Raw genomic sequence first — 17,345 nt, 5'->3', positions numbered from 1 at the left:
TCAAAGGCTAGGCGCCAAGCCTCACTCTCCTTTGAAACAGCTTTTTTTAAAGACAAGCAATCTTGTTTAAAAACATTTAGGAGGAAACAAAAAATGGCAGAAGTAACAGCTAAATTAGTAAAAGAATTACGCGATATGACTGGTGTAGGAATGATGGACGCAAAACGTGCATTAGTTGAAGTAGAAGGCGACATCGAAAAAGCCGTAGACTTATTACGTGAAAAAGGTATGGCAAAAGCTGCGAAGAAAAACGACCGTATTGCTGCTGAAGGTTTAGCATCTGTGGCGATCAACGGCAACACAGCAGCAATCGTTGAAGTGAACTCAGAAACTGACTTCGTTTCTAAAAACGAAATGTTCCAAGACTTAGTAAAAGAAATCGCTGAAGTAATCGCAGCAAACAAACCAGCTGATATGGATGCTGCTTTAAAATTAGAAACTTCTAAAGGCACAATGGATGCTGCGTTAATCGAAGCAACACAAGTAATCGGAGAAAAAATCAGCTTCCGTCGTTTTGAAGTTGTTGAAAAAGATGACAATGCTGCTTTCGGCGGTTACCTACACATGGGCGGACGTATTGCTGTATTGACTGTTCTTGAAGGAACAACTGACGAATCAGTTGCGAAAGATGTTGCAATGCACGTTGCAGCGATCAACCCTCGCTACGTGAACGAAGCACAAATCTCTCAAGAAGAATTGGATCATGAAAAACAAGTCTTGACAGAACAAGCATTGAACGAAGGCAAACCAGCGAACATCGTTGAAAAAATGGTTGAAGGACGCTTGAAGAAATTTAAAGCAGAAATCGCTTTGGTTGACCAACCATTCGTTAAAGACCCAGATATGACAGTTGAAAAATATGTTGCATCAAAAGGCGCAACTGTGAAATCTTTTGTCCGCTTTGAAGTCGGCGAAGGTATCGAAAAACGCGAAGACAACTTCGTTGAAGAAGTAATGAGCCAAGTGAAAAAATAATTCTGTTCCTCGAACAGATGGGAACGCATGGAAGTGCGCTCCCTTTTTTTAAGCAAAAACGGTTTTTGAAGAAATAGTGTAGATAATTTTCAACGAAAGAGCACCAATATGCTACAATAGAATTGGAGAATGTACGGAGGAATCATGATGGGCAAACCAAAATATCAACGTGTTGTATTAAAATTAAGTGGTGAAGCATTAGCGGGTGACGAAGGCTTTGGGATCAAACCACCGACGATCCAAGAGATCGTTAAAGAGATCAAGGAAGTCCACGAATTAGGCGTACAGATGGCGATCGTGGTCGGCGGCGGAAACATTTGGCGTGGACAAATCGGCGCGCAAATGGGGATGGAAAGAGCACAAGCTGATTACATGGGCATGTTAGCGACTGTGATGAATGCTTTAGCATTACAAGACACACTAGAAAACGCTGGTGTACCAACGCGTGTCCAAACTTCGATCGAAATGCGTCAAATCGCAGAGCCTTATATTCGTCGCAGAGCAGAACGTCACTTAGAAAAAGGGCGGGTCGTCATTTTTGCAGGCGGAACCGGCAACCCTTATTTCTCAACTGATACGACCGCAGCCTTACGGGCAGCTGAAATCAACGCTGATGTCATTTTGATGGCGAAAAACAATGTTGATGGCGTCTACTCAGCAGATCCTAAAACGGACCAAAGTGCTGTGAAATTTGAAGAATTGACCCATTTAGAAGTCATTTCTAAAGGATTGCAAGTAATGGATTCAACCGCAAGTTCATTAAGTATGGACAACGATATTCCATTAGTCGTATTCAACTTGAATGAGCATGGAAACATTCGCCGCGCCATTTTAGGTGAACATATTGGAACGACAGTAAGGGGGAAATAACATGGCTGACAAAATTTTAACAGAAGCAAAAGACAAAATGAAAAAAGCAGCAGAAAACTTGCAGCGGGAATTAGGACAAATCCGTGCTGGCCGCGCGAATGCGAGCATCTTAGACCGCGTAATGGTTACTTACTATGGTGTACCAACACCCTTGAACCAAATGGCTTCAATTACGATTCCAGAAGCAAGAATTTTGATGATCACACCTTTTGACAAAACAATGATCCAAGAAGTAGAAAAAGCTATCATGCAAAGTGATATTGGTATCACGCCTGCCAATGACGGAACAGTCATTCGTTTGGTGATTCCTCAATTAACGGAAGAACGTCGTAAAGAATTAGCCAAAGACGTGAAAAAAGAAGCTGAAAATGCGAAAATCGCGGTCCGTAACATTCGCCGTGATGCGATGGAAGCTTACAAGAAACAAGAAAAAGCTGGCGATATCACAGAAGATGATTTGCGTGAATCTGAAAAAGAAGTGCAAACTGCTACAGATAACAGCATCAAAGAAATCGATGCGATCGCAGCTGAAAAAGAGCAAGAGCTACTTGAGGTTTAAAAGGAATGACGAAGAGTCGCTTCAGCGGCTCTTTTTTTATGGTCGAAAGTGCCGTATGTACTTGAATATCACGACTGTTTTTTTGTTTTTTCTTAATATGGAAATCTTTTCTTGGTTTTCATAGGCAAGAAATCTGATTATTGTTATAATGTAAAAGATGAATTTCAAGAATTGGAAGAGGAGCGAATACGATGCTGCGTTTTTTTCCACAAAAAGACAAATATATCAAAGAAGCGGCTGAACATGAATTTGATCCATCACTGCCGATTCCCCAACACATCGCGATCATTATGGATGGCAATGGCAGATGGGCGCAAAACCGGCGCTTGCCAAGAGTAGCTGGTCACAAAGAAGGCATGGAGACGGTAAAAAAGATCACGAAACATGCTTCACACCTTGGTGTGAAAGTATTGACTCTTTATGCGTTTTCAACAGAGAATTGGAAACGGCCAAACGAAGAAGTGGACTTTTTGATGCAACTGCCCGTCGACTTTTTCGACACGTTTGTTCCTGAGCTGATCAAAGAAAATGTTCAAGTCAAAGTGATGGGGTTCACGGAATCTTTACCCGAACACACACAAGAAGCGGTCAAGCGAGCGATTGACCAAACCAAAGATAATACTGGGATGATCTTGAATTTTGCTTTAAATTACGGCAGCCGCGCAGAAATTTTGACTGCGGTCCAAGCCCTTTATGAAGAGCTTGCAGCTTCGGAGGAAGCCCTGCCCAAGCTCACGGAAGACATGCTGGCGACACATTTGATGACTGGTTTTTTGCCAAACGCGTTACGTGATCCTGAATTGGTGATTCGCACGAGTGGCGAAGAACGTATCAGCAACTTCTTGTTATGGCAGATTGCTTACAGCGAATTATTCTTTACGAAAGCGCTCTGGCCTGATTTCGATGCTGCTTTACTAGAAGATGCGATCGGGAGCTTTCAACAACGAAACCGGCGTTTTGGCGGTTTGAAAACGAAGGAGGAAGAAGAGTGAGACAACGTGTAATCACTGCGGTCGTCGCATTAGCCTTTTTCCTGCCAATTATTTACGTTGGCGGCATTGCCGTCGAATTGCTGGCAGCAGCGATGGCAGGGATTGGTGTTTATGAATTATTTCGGATGAAAGGACTAGCTGTTTTCAGTTTTGAAGGAATTCTTTCAATCATCGGTGCGGTGATTTTAGTTTTACCTCAAGAACGCTGGTTTTTCTTTTTGCCAGAGGGCACAGATAAAAGTGCCTTGTATTATGTAATCGTCCTTTTATTACTAGGGATCGCGGTTATTTCTAAAAATACGTATACTATCGATGAAGCTGGTTTTCCAGTGATCGTCAGCTTATATACGGGTGTCGGGTTTGAACGTTTCTTGACGGCACGTTCAGCAACAGATGGCTTAGTCGTTTTAGTTTTCGGTCTGTTTATCGTGTGGGCAACGGATATTGGGGCTTACATGGTGGGACGGCGTTACGGACAACGAAAATTATGGCCAGAGATTTCCCCTAATAAAACGATCGAAGGGGCCCTAGGCGGGATTGCTGCTGCGGTGGTCGTAGCCGGTCTGTATCTGCTAGCATTTCCAGGGAAAGATTATTTTGGACATGGTAGTGCCATCATGATCTTATTGACGGTCCTCTTTTCGATCGCTGGTCAATTCGGGGATTTAGTGGAATCGGCAATTAAACGTCATTATGGCGTGAAGGATTCAGGCAATCTTTTGCCAGGACATGGCGGGATCTTGGATCGCTTCGATAGCATGCTGTTTGTGTTTCCAATCATGTATTTATTCGGTGTTTTTTAGAAATTATTTAGAAGTGCAGGCTTGGCTTGCGCTTCTTTTTTTAAATTCTTGTTACAACGGGAATGTGAGTTCCTCAACGGGAATCGGTGTGATAAAATAAGGAAAGGCTGCCCTGAATGAGAGGGATGCTGTGAAAGAGAGGAACGAGCATGAAAACGATACTTGTATTTATCATTATCTTTTCCGTAGTGGTAGTGATTCACGAGTTTGGACACTACTTCTTTGCAAAACGGGCAGGTATTTTAGTAAGAGAGTTTGCCATCGGTATGGGGCCTAAATTGTTCGCGCATCAAGCGAAAGATGGGACGACCTACACGATTCGGATGCTGCCATTAGGCGGGTATGTCCAAATGGCGGGCTGGGGTGAAGATGAAACAGAATTAACACCAGGTATGCCAGTCTCCTTGGTTCAAGATGCAACTGGCAAAGTTATCAAAATCAATACGAGCAAAAAGATCCAATTGCCGCAAGCGATCCCTATGGAAGTGACCGACTTTGACTTGGAGGAGAAGTTGACGATCACAGGGTTCATCAATGGCAATGAACAAGAAGCGATTACGTACGCTGTGGATCATGATGCAACGATCATCCATGAAGATGGCGTTGAAGTTCGGATCGCACCTAAAGACGTTCAATTCCAGTCCGCAAAGCTTTGGCAGCGAATGCTGACGAATTTTGCTGGACCGATGAACAACTTTATTTTATCCTTGGTCTTATTCACTGGGTTGGTGTTTGCACAAGGTGGTGTTGCGAATCAAGATGCAACCATCGTGACAGGAATCGAAGCAGGAACACCGGCAGCTGAAGCAGGGCTGCAAAATGGCGATGAAATCTTAGCTGTCGAAGGTGTCGATGTTTCTAACTGGTCAGAATTAACGACTGAGATCCAAAAGTACCCAGATACTCAGATTGCTCTAGCAGTCAAACGAGGATCAGAAACACTTGATTTGACGGCAACTCCTGCGAGTCAAGAATCAGGGGAGACCACGATTGGTTTCTTAGGGATCACCGCTTCCTTAAAAACTGGGATCGGAGATATCTTACTGGGCGGCTTGCAAACGACCATTGACAATTCACTGGTGATTTTTAGAGCAGTCGGCAACTTGATTGCCCAACCAGATATCAATAAATTGGGTGGACCGGTAGCGATTTTCCAACTGTCTTCTCAAGCTGCATCGCAAGGGGTAACAACGGTGATCGCGATGATGGCGATGATTTCTATCAACTTGGGGATCTTTAATTTATTACCGATTCCTGGATTGGATGGCGGTAAGCTGGTTTTAAATATTTTAGAAGGTTTGCGAGGCAAGCCAATCAGCCAAGAAAAAGAAGGCATCATTACTCTGATTGGGTTTGGGTTTTTGATGCTGCTGATGGTTCTCGTTACCTGGAATGATATCCAACGTTTCTTCTTTTAAAAATAAGACGCACAAGCAAATCAATTGTTGATCGGGTGAACATGATTTTTTGTAGCAAAGGAGAAAAAAATGAAACAGTCAAAATGTTTGATTCCGACATTGCGGGAAACCCCCAGCGATGCGGAGACGTTAAGTCATCAACTGTTAGTTAGGGCAGGGTATATTCGACAAGTGGCGGCAGGCATTTATGTTTACTTGCCGCTAGCACAAAGGGTGTTAGAAAAGATCAAGCGGGTCATCCGTGAAGAATTGGCACAAATCGATGCCGTAGAGATGGCGATGCCTTCTTTGCTTCCGTATGAGCCATGGAAGGAGTCAGGACGTGCCTCATTGTATGGTGAATCCTTGTATCGATTAACAGATCGAAACGAACGAGAGATCGTTTTAGGACCTACTCATGAAGAGCCGTTTACGACATTGATCAAAAACGAGATCACGTCTTATAAACGGCTGCCATTGAGCTTGTATCAGATCCAAACGAAATATCGGGACGAACAGCGGCCGCGCTTTGGATTGATCCGCAGCCGCGAATTTATCATGCAAGATGGCTATTCCTTTCATGCCGATGAAGCCAGCTTAGATCAAACCTATAATCGTTACGAAATGGCTTATCATGCAATATTGAAACGCTGTGGGATCGAGTATCGGGCAGTGGTCGGGGACAATGGCTTGATGGGTGGCAGAGATTCGAAAGAATTTTTGGCATTGTCGGGGATCGGCGAAGAGCTGATCTGCTACTCGACCGAAAGCGATTATGTCGCCAATTGGAAATTAGCAACCAGTCAATACATCGCCAAAAAATCTCACGAGACCTATTTAGAATTACAAAAAGTTGTTCAGGATGAGCCTTTAACGTTAGAGGAGCTGGCGCAGGCATACGAAACAGACTTGCAAAAAATCGTTCAAGTATCTTTATTACTCGTTGACGAGCAAGTCATTATGGTGTTATTACGAGGCGATCACAGCCTCAATGAAACAAAGGTCAAGCATTACTTAGCCGCTGATCAAGTGAAGGTGCTGACTGTTGAGGAAGCGGAGTCTTATCTGACGAGTGAGACGCAGCTGCGCAGTCCCATTGCGCTTGCTGATTCGATCCAGTTGTACGCCGATCAGCATGTCCAAGATATGGCGAATCTGATCGTTCCAGCGGCAGAAAAACAAAGCTATTATCTCAATGCGAATGTGGGGCGTGATTTTCAACCATTAGCCTTTGCCGATTTTCGCTTGGTTCAAGAAGGTGATCCTTCCCCAGATGGAAAAGGAACCTTAACCTTTACGCGAGGAATCGAAGTTGGGCATATCTTCAAGTTAGGAACCAAGTACAGTGAGGCGCAAGAAGCGACGGTTGTCGATGAAAACGGCGATGAGCAGCCAATCATCATGGGCTGTTATGGGCTGGGGGTTTCTCGGCTGCTTTCAACGATCGTCGAACAATACGGCAATGAATTTGGGATCGATTGGCCCCAAGAAATTGCCCCATTTGATGTGCATATCATTCAAACGTCGATTGAAGATAGCTATCAAAATGCCTTAAGTGAAGAAGTAGAAGAAATGATGAACCAAGTCGGCTATCAAGTGCTGGTAGATGACCGCAATGAACGTGCAGGGGTCAAATTTGCAGATGCCGATTTGATTGGCTGTCCGATTCGCTTGACTATCGGTAAAAAAGCCGTAGAAGGCATCGTGGAGATCAAAATCAAGCATACTGGTGCGACCGCTGAAGTGAGAAAAGAAGAAGTCGCTTCGACCTTGACGATTTTGTTAGCCAATCAGGAATAAACAGGAACGAACAAGAATGAATAACAGATCGAGAGAGGAAATCCTTTCTCGATTTTTTAATGAAAATGAGGGCAAAAAGAGGTATACTAGTGAGTACTGAGAAAAGGAGGATCTTCAATTGTCAAAAGAAAGAGAGACCTTTGAGATATTATTAGACCAAATTGCAGCTGCCCCAAATCTTCGGCAGCATCCGTTGATGCAGACTGCCCAAATCAAACAAGTGACCGTGCATCGACAATCAAAAGCGTGGACGTTTTATTTCCAATTTGAACGTTTATTACCGGTGATGGTGTATCAGTCCTTTAAACAACATATTGAATTGGCGTTTAAAGAGATTGCGGAAGTTCGTATCATCATTGAAGCTCAAGATGGTTCCTTTGATGAGCAATTCATTCAAGAATATTGGCCATTAGCGTTAGCCAATCAAAATTGTGATCGACCACTGGTTCATCAAGTGATCAAAAACCAAATGCCTGTGCTGCAAGAGAACAAAGTGATTTTGCCAGTCAACAATGATGCGGTCATCACGATTTTGCAGCAGCAGTACTTGCCGATCATTGAGGAAAATTATAGTACCTTCGGCTTTCAAAAATTTCGGATCTTGCCGCAGCTAGACCAAGAGCAAGCGGAGGCGGCCTTAAAAGAACTTGAAGCACGCAAGGAAGAGCAAACAGCAGCGTTCCAACAACAAGCTGCTGAGAACTTAATGGCGCACGAGCAACGCAAAAAAGAAGTCAAAACAGTCGAATTTGACGGACCAATCGCCTTGGGACGTAATATTCCTGCCGATGAACCTGTGACACCGATGATCAATATCATCGAGGAAGAACGCCGAGTTACGATCCAAGGGTATGTCTTTGATAAAGAAGTCCGCGAATTGCGTTCAAAACGGAAGATTTTGATTTTGAAAATCACCGACTATACGTCATCGTTTAGTGTGAAAAAATTCTCCAACAATGAAAAAGATGAACAAGTTTTTGATGCCATCGCCAAAGGTAGTTGGGTCAAAGTACGCGGTAGCGTCCAAGAAGATACCTTCATGCGAGATCTCGTTATGAATGCGCAAGATTTGCTGGAAGTCAAACACGAAGCCCGCAAAGACTATGCACCTGAAGGCGAGAAACGGGTCGAACTCCACCTGCATTCCAATATGAGTACGATGGATGCCACCAACAACGTGGCGGATTTTGTCGCTCAAGCAGGCAAATGGGGCCATAAGGCGATTGCGATCACCGATCATGGTGGCGCACAAGGGTTTCCTGATGCCCATCATGCAGGAGAAAAGGCTGGTGTTAAAATTCTTTACGGTGTGGAAGCCAATATCGTGGATGACGGCGTAGCGGTTGCCTACAATCCTCAGCCTGTTCCACTGACCGATGCTACTTATATCGTGTTTGACGTGGAGACCACTGGGTTGTCTGCAGTATACGACACCATTATTGAGTTGGCTGCTGTGCGGATGCATAAAGGCAACGTGGAGGCATCCTTTGATGAATTTATCGATCCCGGTCATCCGTTATCGCGAACGACCGTAGAACTGACGGGAATCACCGATGAAATGGTTCGCGGGTCAAAATCAGAAGAAGAAGTCTTACGTTTGTTTCGTGAGTTTTCTGAAGGAGCCATTTTAGTTGCCCACAATGCGTCATTTGATATGGGCTTCTTAAATACCAGTTATCGAAAATACGGTATTCCAGAAGCGGAAAATCCGGTCATTGATACATTGGAACTCGCTCGTTATTTGTATCCAGAGTTTAAGCGATTCGGTTTAGGTGTCCTTTCCAAAAAATTCGGCGTCAGCTTAGAACAACATCACCGAGCGATCTACGATGCCGAGGCAACCGGTCATTTAGCATGGATCTTTGTCAAAGAAGCGATGGAAAAACATGACATGCTACTGCACGAAGAGTTGAACCGACACGTGGGGGGTGAGAACTCCTATAAAGCAGCTCGGCCTTTCCATGCCACGATTTTAGCCCGAACACAGGCGGGATTGAAGAATTTATTCAAGCTAATCTCGATGTCGAATGTGAAGTACTTCCATGATAAAGTTCCGCGGATCCCGCGCTCAGAATTGGTGAAATTGCGGGAAGGATTGTTAGTCGGAACCGCTTGTGATAAAGGAGAAGTCTTTGTCGCAATGATGCAAAAAGGGGTCGATGCAGCACGAGAACTTGCCAAGTTTTATGACTATATCGAAGTCATGCCCAAAGCAGTTTATGCCCATCTTCTGGAAACGGAGCTCGTGAAAAGCGAAAAAGACCTAGAAGACATCATTCGGAATCTGGTAAAGATGGGGGAAGAGTTAGGGAAAATCGTTGTGGCTACTGGGAATGCCCATTACCTGAACGAAGAAGATGCCATTTATCGTAAGGTCTTGATCAATTCGATGGGGGGCGCCAATCCCTTGAATCGACATAGTTTACCGGATGTACATTTCCGAACAACCGATGAGATGCTGACCGCTTTTCAGTTTTTAGGTCCAGAAGTAGCGAAAGAAATTGTAGTGACGAACCCGAATAAAATCGCCGATCTTTGTGAAAAAGTCATTCCGGTAAAAGATGATCTGTATACACCAAAGATTCCCGGATCAGAACAAGAGATCACCGACTTAAGTTACAACCGTGCCAAAGAGTTATACGGCGATCCATTACCAGAGATCGTGGAAAAACGTTTGAAAAAAGAGCTTGATTCGATCATTGGGAACGGCTTTTCCGTGATCTATTTGATCTCACAAAAACTGGTTCATAAAAGCAATGAAGACGGCTATCTAGTAGGGTCACGGGGATCAGTCGGTTCTAGTTTCGTGGCAACCATGACGGGGATCACTGAGGTCAATCCATTAGCTCCTCATTATTATTGTCCCGATTGCCAGTATTCGGAGTTTTACGAAGACGGTTCGTATGGTTCTGGTTATGATATGCCAGAGAAAAAATGTCCAAAATGCGGCACCCGTCTGAACAAAGATGGCCACGATATTCCCTTTGAAACGTTCCTTGGTTTCCACGGCGATAAAGTACCCGATATCGATTTGAACTTCTCAGGAGAATATCAGCCAGAAGCCCATAACTATACGAAAGTACTCTTCGGTGAAGAATACGTCTATCGTGCAGGAACGATCGGTACCGTAGCCGACAAAACAGCCTTTGGTTTCGTAAAAGGCTTTGAGCGCGATCATAATCTTCATTATCGAGCAGCCGAGGTCGATCGCCTGGCAAAAGGTGCCACAGGCGTCAAACGGACGACTGGTCAGCACCCGGGGGGGATTATTGTTATTCCCGACTATATGGATGTCTATGATTTCACCCCGATCCAATACCCAGCGGATGATCAAAATGCGGAGTGGAAAACGACCCACTTTGATTTCCATTCGATTCATGACAATATCTTGAAGCTGGATATCCTCGGACACGATGATCCGACGGTCATTCGGATGCTGCAGGATCTATCAGGCATCGATCCAAAAACGATCCCCACCGATGATCCAGAAGTGATGCGTATTTTTGGCGGCACGGATGTGTTAGGTGTGACCGAAGAGCAGATCTATTCGAAAACCGGTACATTAGGCATCCCGGAATTTGGTACCCGCTTTGTGCGGGGGATGCTGGATCAAACCCATCCATCGACCTTTGCTGAACTCCTGCAGATCTCTGGTCTTTCCCATGGTACCGATGTATGGTTGGGCAATGCGGAAGAATTGATCCGTCGCGGAGATGCCAGCCTAGCGGAAGTAATCGGCTGTCGGGATGATATCATGGTGTATTTGATCCATGCTGGCTTAGATGACGGGATGGCCTTTAAAATCATGGAGACGGTCCGTAAAGGACAATGGAACAAGATTCCTGACGACTTGCGGGACACTTACTTGCAAGCGATGCGGGAGAACAATGTCCCTGAATGGTATATCGATTCTTGTTCGAAGATCAAGTACATGTTCCCGAAAGCCCATGCGGCGGCGTATGTTTTGATGGCGTTGCGGGTGGCTTACTTTAAAGTGTACTTCCCAATTCTCTATTACTGTGCTTATTTCTCTGTCCGAGCAGACGATTTTGATTTGATTGCCATGTCAAAAGGAAAAGACGCCGTAAAAGAACGGATGCAAGAAATCACTGACAAAGGATTGGATGCGTCAACGAAAGAAAAGAATCTGTTGACGGTTCTGGAGTTAGCCAATGAAATGTTAGAGCGCGGTTATGAATTTGGGATGATCGATCTGTATAAATCGGATGCGGAAAACTTCGTGATCGACGGGAAAAAATTGATCGCACCGTTCCGAGCAGTACCGAGTTTAGGGCTGAACGTAGCGAAACAAATCGTGGAAGCACGAAAAGATGGTCCCTTCTTATCGAAAGAAGACCTCGCCAATCGCGGGAAAGTTTCTAAGACATTGATTGAATACATGACGGATAACGGTGTTCTAAAAGATCTACCAGATGAAAATCAGTTGTCGTTGTTCGATATGTTGTAAGCCAACGGCTGTCCACTTAAAAAAATAAGCCCATCATCGCAGCATCTAGTATAGCTAGTTTCTGTATGATGGGCTTTTTTGTCTTGTTTATGAAGGTAACCTAAACAGCCACAATCTGGCGAAAATCAGAAAAATCGTGGTCTATAGTGACAAATCATAAGGGAGTTGCCGCTTGGACAGCGAATCAATCGAACCTTTACCATACAAAGAGAAGAAAAATACTCGTTACCGAAAGAAGCGAATGCCTTTGGCAACGAGTATTTTTCGACAAAGTTCGTTAACTAGCTAAAAAAAGAAAAAAAGCAAAACAGGCAGATACACCATGTACAGTAAGACGGAATAGCCTAGACATGAAGTTGCAAATTCTTCATCCCCTTGGTAGTTTCGTACAAGGATCGGGACAGAGTTTTGGACGGGCATGGAGGCTTGGATAATAAACACAGAAAGCATCAGTTCAGGAATAGGGATGATCCTGCTTAATAGCCATACAACGAGGGGCGAAAGAATGAAGCGACCAAATAGGACACCAGCAATGTCTTTGGTCATTCGCAAGTTCTTGAGCCCGCCAAAGTACACGATGATCCCGATAATAAACATTGATAGAGGCGTCGTTAAATCTGCTAGGTAGCTTCCAAGCCCATCAACAAAGGAGGGCAGTGGGAATGTGAACAGCATCCAGATCAAGCCGATAATGAAACCAATCAAGGCTGGCGAAAAAATCTTTTTTAGCATGACCAATGGATGAAAGGAAATGCGGGCTTCGCCGAAATCGGGGTTATCTTTTGCTAACTCAAAAATACCGATGGTCCAAAATAATGTCGTATTTACGATGTAGTACAACAACACATAGGGAACGGCTTTTTCACCAAAAATGGCTAAATTGATCGGTAAGCCGATGAAGATCGTATTGGAAAAGGTAAACATGGCGGAAAATGCCCCTTGGTGTTTGGTTTCAACTTGCGCGAAACGGCGCCATAAATAACCGGCGAAGTAAGTGATCATCATGGAAAGCAAAGGGATGATCATCCCGGAAACTAATGAGAGAAACTCGTCTTTCGTAAAGTTTTCAATGATCGTCAAAAACATATTGGCGGGTAATGAGACATTTAACACCAGTTTTGAAAACGTATCGGCGGTTCGATTAGAAAACCATTGTTTGTAAGACAACCAATAACCGATAAACATGAGACTGAAAATGACAAAAATATTGATATATGCTTGAAACATGCGCTCACCTCTCATTTACTATAGCGAAAGGAAATAGAAGAAGCAACTGATTCCCATTTGAAAACAACAAAAAACCAAACCGCCCAATGAGCGATTTGGTCAAGAATTACTTCCGTTGCTGCTTGCCAGCGTTACGACCTTTTCCGTTAGGCTTTGTCGTGTTCAACGCTTTTTTGACAGCTTCTGTTTTTTCAGGCGTTACGTCTTTACGAGGCGTAACTACCGTTTTAGGCGGATTTGCTTTCATTTCCGCTTCGACTTGGGCACGAATTTTTGGTTTCATGATGACATTCGTGATAAACGTTTGGATACAACTGAAGACCCCACCAACTACCCAGTAGAGTGTCACACCAGCTGGTGCACTCATGGACATGAAAACGATCATCAATGGAGAAACGATCAACATGGTTTTCATCGTTTTTTTCTGTTCTTCAGGAATCCCGATGGTTGAGATATATCCTTGTGCCAAGTAGGAAAGACCAGCAATCGCCACAAAGAGGATGCTTGGGTCGCCTAAAGATACGCCAAAGAATTCAGAGTTTTGGATTCCTTGTGTGTAACGAGCGGTGAAATAAAGAGCAGAGAAGATCGGCATCTGAATCAGCAAAGGGAGACATCCGATACCGCCAAACATACTGACGTTGTTTTCAGAGTAAATTTTTTGCATCTCCGCTTGCGCTTGCATTTGTTCTTCCCGAGTGGTCGCTTTTTTCAAATTGGCTTGCGCAATATCCACTTGAGGTTTCAGAAACTGCATTTTTTCACTTTGAACCATCGTTTTTCGAGACTGATGGATCCCTAATGGTAAGATAATGACACGGACAACGATCGTTACGGCGATGATCGCCCAGCCGTAAGACCAGTTGAAGTTTTCTACGAGCATCGTGATCATATCCCCTAATGGTTTCACCAAAAAGCGATAAATCATTCCTGTTTCTTTCGGCGTACCATCAGCATTGGTACTGACACAGCCTGATAATGCTAATAACAGGCCAAATAATCCTGATGAAAGCAGCCATTTATTCATTTTAGACATTCTATTCTTCCTCTTCACAATAAATTTAGACAAAAATAACTATACTAAAAAAGACCGACTATTTCAATGTACAAAGAGAAATTCATTGAAAAATCAATCTTTCGACTTAGAAAATATTCAATTGTTAATAGTACACTACATCAAAACTCCTACGCTCTTTGATAGCATCGTCTGGTTGGATGTCGATCTGATTTACTTTCCCAGCGGGTGAAGGAGAATCCTTAACCCCAGCAACAAAGGCATCGATGGCTTTGTCATCGCCAATTGCTTCAATCGAAACAGAACCATCCGCTTCGTTTTTTACAGATCCGGTGACGCCCAACTGATCGGCAAGCATTTTTGTGGTATAACGAAAGCCGACGCCTTGGACACGTCCTTGCACACGGATTCGTAGTTTCTTCATGGACAATCCCTCCTCTGCTTTTATGATAGCGTTTTTTCAGTAAAAGAACAAGTTAGATCGATTGACTCATGCTATAATGAATCGAGGTGACAAGATGAAAGAAATTCAATCGAAAAAAAATACCTTTATCAAGGAAATCAAAAAACTAACACAAAAAAAACATCGGACACAAACCAATACCTATTTGATCGATGGCTGGCATTTGGTGCAAGAAGCATTGCATGCACAAGTACCCATCAAAGCATTGTTGGTGACCCCGCGAGGGTTAAGTGAAGCCAACGGGCAACTCGATGATTATCAGGAAGAAAGCTATTTGATCACAGAGGAGATCGCAGCGATGCTTTCTGATTTGCCAACACCACAAGGGATTTTTGCCGTGGTGGAAAAGCAAGAACAAGACTTACAGACACTGACGGGCAATTGGCTGATTTTAGATAATGTGCAAGATCCTGGAAACGTTGGCACCATGATTCGAACAGCGGATGCCGCTGGATTCAGCGGGGTTTTTCTCGGCGAAGGAACAGCCGATCTCTACAGTACCAAAGTCTTGCGCAGCATGCAAGGGAGCAACTATCATCTGCCGATCGTAGAAGGAGCGATCCCACCATTTTTAAAGCAGCTGCAGGCAGCTGGTGTGGCGATTTATGGCACCGAGTTAAACAAAGAAGCAGTCCCTTATACCGAGCTTCCTAAAGGACAAGCGGCTGCCTTCATTTTAGGCAACGAGGGGCAAGGGGTCAATCAGGAACTGTTGGCATTGACCGATAAAAATCTATATATTCCTATCTATGGTCAGGCGGAATCATTGAACGTCGCCATTGCGGCAGGTATTTTGATGTATTTTGCTGTCAGCTAGATTTTTAAGGAACTGTTAAACTATTTGAATCTATTGCACCTCACCTAGAAACTTGCAGGAATAGGTGCTATACTTTGTCTTGTAACAATCAAGCAGATCAAAAAAGGTGGCAGACAAAAATTTATGACAGAAAAATGGCAAGAAGATAGCGAATATATGTCTTACGTGGCTGACCTGTTAGAAACAGAAGCTGTAAAAAAATTAGCCAACTTTGTGCAGCATATGAACTCCACACGTTTGGAACATTCGATCAGCGTCTCTTATTATAGTTACAAATTGGCCAAGAAATGGGGCGGCGATGCTCGTGCAACAGCTCGTGCAGGACTCCTTCATGATTTATTTTATTACGATTGGCGTACTACAAAGTTTGACGAAGGTACCCATGCGTACATGCATCCACGAATCGCAGTAAAAAATGCCGAAAAAATCACTGAACTTAGTGATCTAGAAAAAGATATCATCTTGAAACATATGTGGGGAGCAACGATTGCACCGCCACGCTATAAAGAAAGCTATATCGTCACGATGGTGGACAAATATTGTGCGATCAAAGAAGCATCAGAACCCCTTACAGACAGCATGAAAGAAAAATGGCAACAACGCTTCTGGAAGAAACATCGCACGATTCAATAAGAAAAAAGTTCTTCGAACCAACTGGTTCAAAGAACTTTTTTTGTTTGTTTAGCCAAAAATAAGTTGGAGGATCGCTGCTCCTGCATAGAGAATCAGTAAGGTGATCAATACCGTTAAATGTCGTCTTTTATGCATAAAAAGGATTGCCACAAATTCTCTTAAAAAGGCATTCGGTAAATAGTAAAAGGCAGTAGGTGCTCCGATACCATCCGCTTTAAGTTGGGCTTGATCTGCATAGAGACCAGCACGAAAAATATGGTAATTGTTTGAGGCAAAGATTGCTTTGTAGCCGTTTGGCTTAAGCGAATCCATGATTTCTTTCGAAAATTTCATGTTTTCATAAGTAGTCGTGGAATTTGTTTCCACTAAAATCTCACCTTCTGGTACGCCTTGGGCAATCGCATATTCTTTCATAGCAACAGCTTCCGGCAGCTGCTCATCGCTTCCTTGTCCGCCTGACATCAGTAATCGAGGCGCGGTTTTTTTCGCTTTAAATTGCGATTCGTAGAACGAGATCGCTGTATTGATGCGTTTTGCCAATAAAGGGGAGACCGTGGTGCCATTCAAAAGGCCTGCACCTAAGACGATGATAAAATCCTGATTATAGCGAGGATGGTTGAACTGATAAATGACTGAAATGGATAAAAAGTTCAAAAAGACTACAAACAGATACAAAAGACTTAGGGGAACAATGCCGAATAAGGTTCGGATCCAATCTGGGAAAAAGTGCAAAAGGGTATCTGAAAATAGTAAAACGGTCAAAACCACCGCTAAGATCAGGGTTAACAAATTGGCGATCGATCGCGATTCTCTTCGTAGTACGATAATGGAATTCCAGTAAAGAAAGACCACGAGTGTTGCCAAACCGAATAATAGTACAGCAACGAAGATTGCCAGTAAAACAGCGAGTAGACCACCTACGAGTATGTCTTGGGTTCGGTATAAATTAATGACTAAGTAGCCGCCAAAAGCCAGCACGAACAAATTAAAAAGCAAGCCATTTACAAGTTGGTGCTTGTTGCGCCGATAAGAAAATAAAAAAAGGCCGGCGAAGGCGACGGGTATCAAAATAAAGAAACTACCTGTCCGTAATTCTGAGACAGCTAAATAAATTAGCAGGGCTAGAATCGTCCAACAACATTCAAAAAAGAAAATATCCGGATCATCTTTTTTCTTGCGCCATTTTTGAACGACGATCACGCCCGACACATAGCTGATGGCAAAAATCAGCAATTGCGTAAGATCCATGTTTTTCACTCCTTTAACGATACACTTAGTATACCGAAAAATGGCAGAAATTGCTTGTTGCTAAGGTCAAAGTTGCTG

Annotated in this window: 14 protein-coding genes; 10 read left to right on the top strand and 4 right to left on the bottom strand. The window is 43.6% G+C overall.

Annotated features, from left to right (window positions below):
- Window positions 1-93 precede the first annotated feature (93 nt).
- From tsf to IGI96_RS01490, 8 genes are all read left to right on the top strand, one after another.
- On the top strand, window positions 94-975 hold the full coding sequence (gene tsf / locus IGI96_RS01525) for a translation elongation factor Ts (protein WP_005229432.1): 882 nt from the start codon (window positions 94-96) through the stop codon (window positions 973-975).
- Between the two features lie 147 nt (window positions 976-1,122).
- The gene (gene pyrH, locus IGI96_RS01520; RefSeq protein WP_005229433.1) at window positions 1,123-1,845 is read left to right on the top strand and encodes a UMP kinase; all 723 of its coding nucleotides are present in this window, start codon (window positions 1,123-1,125) and stop codon (window positions 1,843-1,845) included.
- Window position 1,846: 1 nt separating this feature from the next.
- Window positions 1,847-2,404, top strand: a complete 558-nt coding sequence (frr, locus tag IGI96_RS01515) for a ribosome recycling factor (RefSeq protein WP_005229434.1) — start codon at window positions 1,847-1,849, stop codon at window positions 2,402-2,404.
- A 191-nt stretch (window positions 2,405-2,595) separates the two neighbouring features.
- Window positions 2,596-3,396 (top strand): isoprenyl transferase, encoded by an 801-nt coding sequence (locus IGI96_RS01510; protein ID WP_015510051.1) that lies wholly within the window; start codon window positions 2,596-2,598, stop codon window positions 3,394-3,396.
- Window positions 3,393-4,199, top strand: a complete 807-nt coding sequence (locus IGI96_RS01505) for a phosphatidate cytidylyltransferase (protein ID WP_010749318.1) — start codon at window positions 3,393-3,395, stop codon at window positions 4,197-4,199. The genes IGI96_RS01510 and IGI96_RS01505 overlap by 4 nt, the downstream gene beginning before the upstream one ends.
- A gap of 149 nt (window positions 4,200-4,348) precedes the next feature.
- Window positions 4,349-5,617, top strand: a complete 1,269-nt coding sequence (gene rseP / locus IGI96_RS01500; protein WP_005229437.1) for an RIP metalloprotease RseP — start codon at window positions 4,349-4,351, stop codon at window positions 5,615-5,617.
- Between the two features lie 69 nt (window positions 5,618-5,686).
- On the top strand, window positions 5,687-7,396 hold the full coding sequence (locus tag IGI96_RS01495; RefSeq protein ID WP_438784796.1) for a proline--tRNA ligase: 1,710 nt from the start codon (window positions 5,687-5,689) through the stop codon (window positions 7,394-7,396).
- 118 nt (window positions 7,397-7,514) lie between these two features.
- Entirely contained in the window at window positions 7,515-11,864 is a 4,350-nt protein-coding gene (locus IGI96_RS01490; RefSeq protein ID WP_086338048.1) for a PolC-type DNA polymerase III, read from the top strand.
- 285 nt (window positions 11,865-12,149) lie between these two features.
- Here IGI96_RS01490 and IGI96_RS01485 read toward each other — a convergent pair whose 3' ends face one another.
- The 3 genes from IGI96_RS01485 to IGI96_RS01475 all read right to left on the bottom strand — a co-directional run bounded on the left by IGI96_RS01485 (window position 12,150) and on the right by IGI96_RS01475 (window position 14,530).
- On the bottom strand, window positions 12,150-13,091 hold the full coding sequence (locus IGI96_RS01485) for an AEC family transporter (protein WP_086338049.1): 942 nt from the start codon (window positions 13,089-13,091) through the stop codon (window positions 12,150-12,152).
- 106 nt (window positions 13,092-13,197) lie between these two features.
- On the bottom strand, window positions 13,198-14,127 hold the full coding sequence (gene yidC, locus IGI96_RS01480; RefSeq protein ID WP_010749323.1) for a membrane protein insertase YidC: 930 nt from the start codon (window positions 14,125-14,127) through the stop codon (window positions 13,198-13,200).
- Between the two features lie 124 nt (window positions 14,128-14,251).
- Window positions 14,252-14,530 carry an acylphosphatase gene (locus IGI96_RS01475; protein WP_086338050.1) on the bottom strand — a complete coding sequence of 93 codons (279 nt, stop codon included), beginning with the start codon at window positions 14,528-14,530 and terminating at the stop codon, window positions 14,252-14,254.
- A gap of 94 nt (window positions 14,531-14,624) precedes the next feature.
- Between IGI96_RS01475 and IGI96_RS01470 the strand changes: the two genes are divergently transcribed.
- Both IGI96_RS01470 and IGI96_RS01465 read left to right on the top strand, forming a co-directional pair.
- Window positions 14,625-15,386: a TrmH family RNA methyltransferase gene (locus IGI96_RS01470; RefSeq protein ID WP_010749325.1), complete on the top strand. Its 762-nt coding sequence runs from the start codon at window positions 14,625-14,627 to the stop codon at window positions 15,384-15,386.
- Window positions 15,387-15,509: 123 nt separating this feature from the next.
- A complete protein-coding gene (locus IGI96_RS01465) occupies window positions 15,510-16,019 on the top strand; it encodes an HD domain-containing protein (protein ID WP_005229452.1) in 510 nt (169 codons plus the stop codon).
- A gap of 48 nt (window positions 16,020-16,067) precedes the next feature.
- Here IGI96_RS01465 and IGI96_RS01460 read toward each other — a convergent pair whose 3' ends face one another.
- Window positions 16,068-17,267 (bottom strand): YdcF family protein, encoded by a 1,200-nt coding sequence (locus IGI96_RS01460; RefSeq protein ID WP_086338051.1) that lies wholly within the window; start codon window positions 17,265-17,267, stop codon window positions 16,068-16,070.
- Window positions 17,268-17,345 lie beyond the last annotated feature (78 nt).

It is taken from the genome of Enterococcus sp. DIV0421, assembly GCF_051713745.1.
In the GTDB taxonomy this organism is placed as follows: domain Bacteria; phylum Bacillota; class Bacilli; order Lactobacillales; family Enterococcaceae; genus Enterococcus_D; species Enterococcus_D casseliflavus.
Note: the sequence above shows the minus strand (reverse complement) of the source record. Positions and strands in the feature narration are given on the sequence as shown.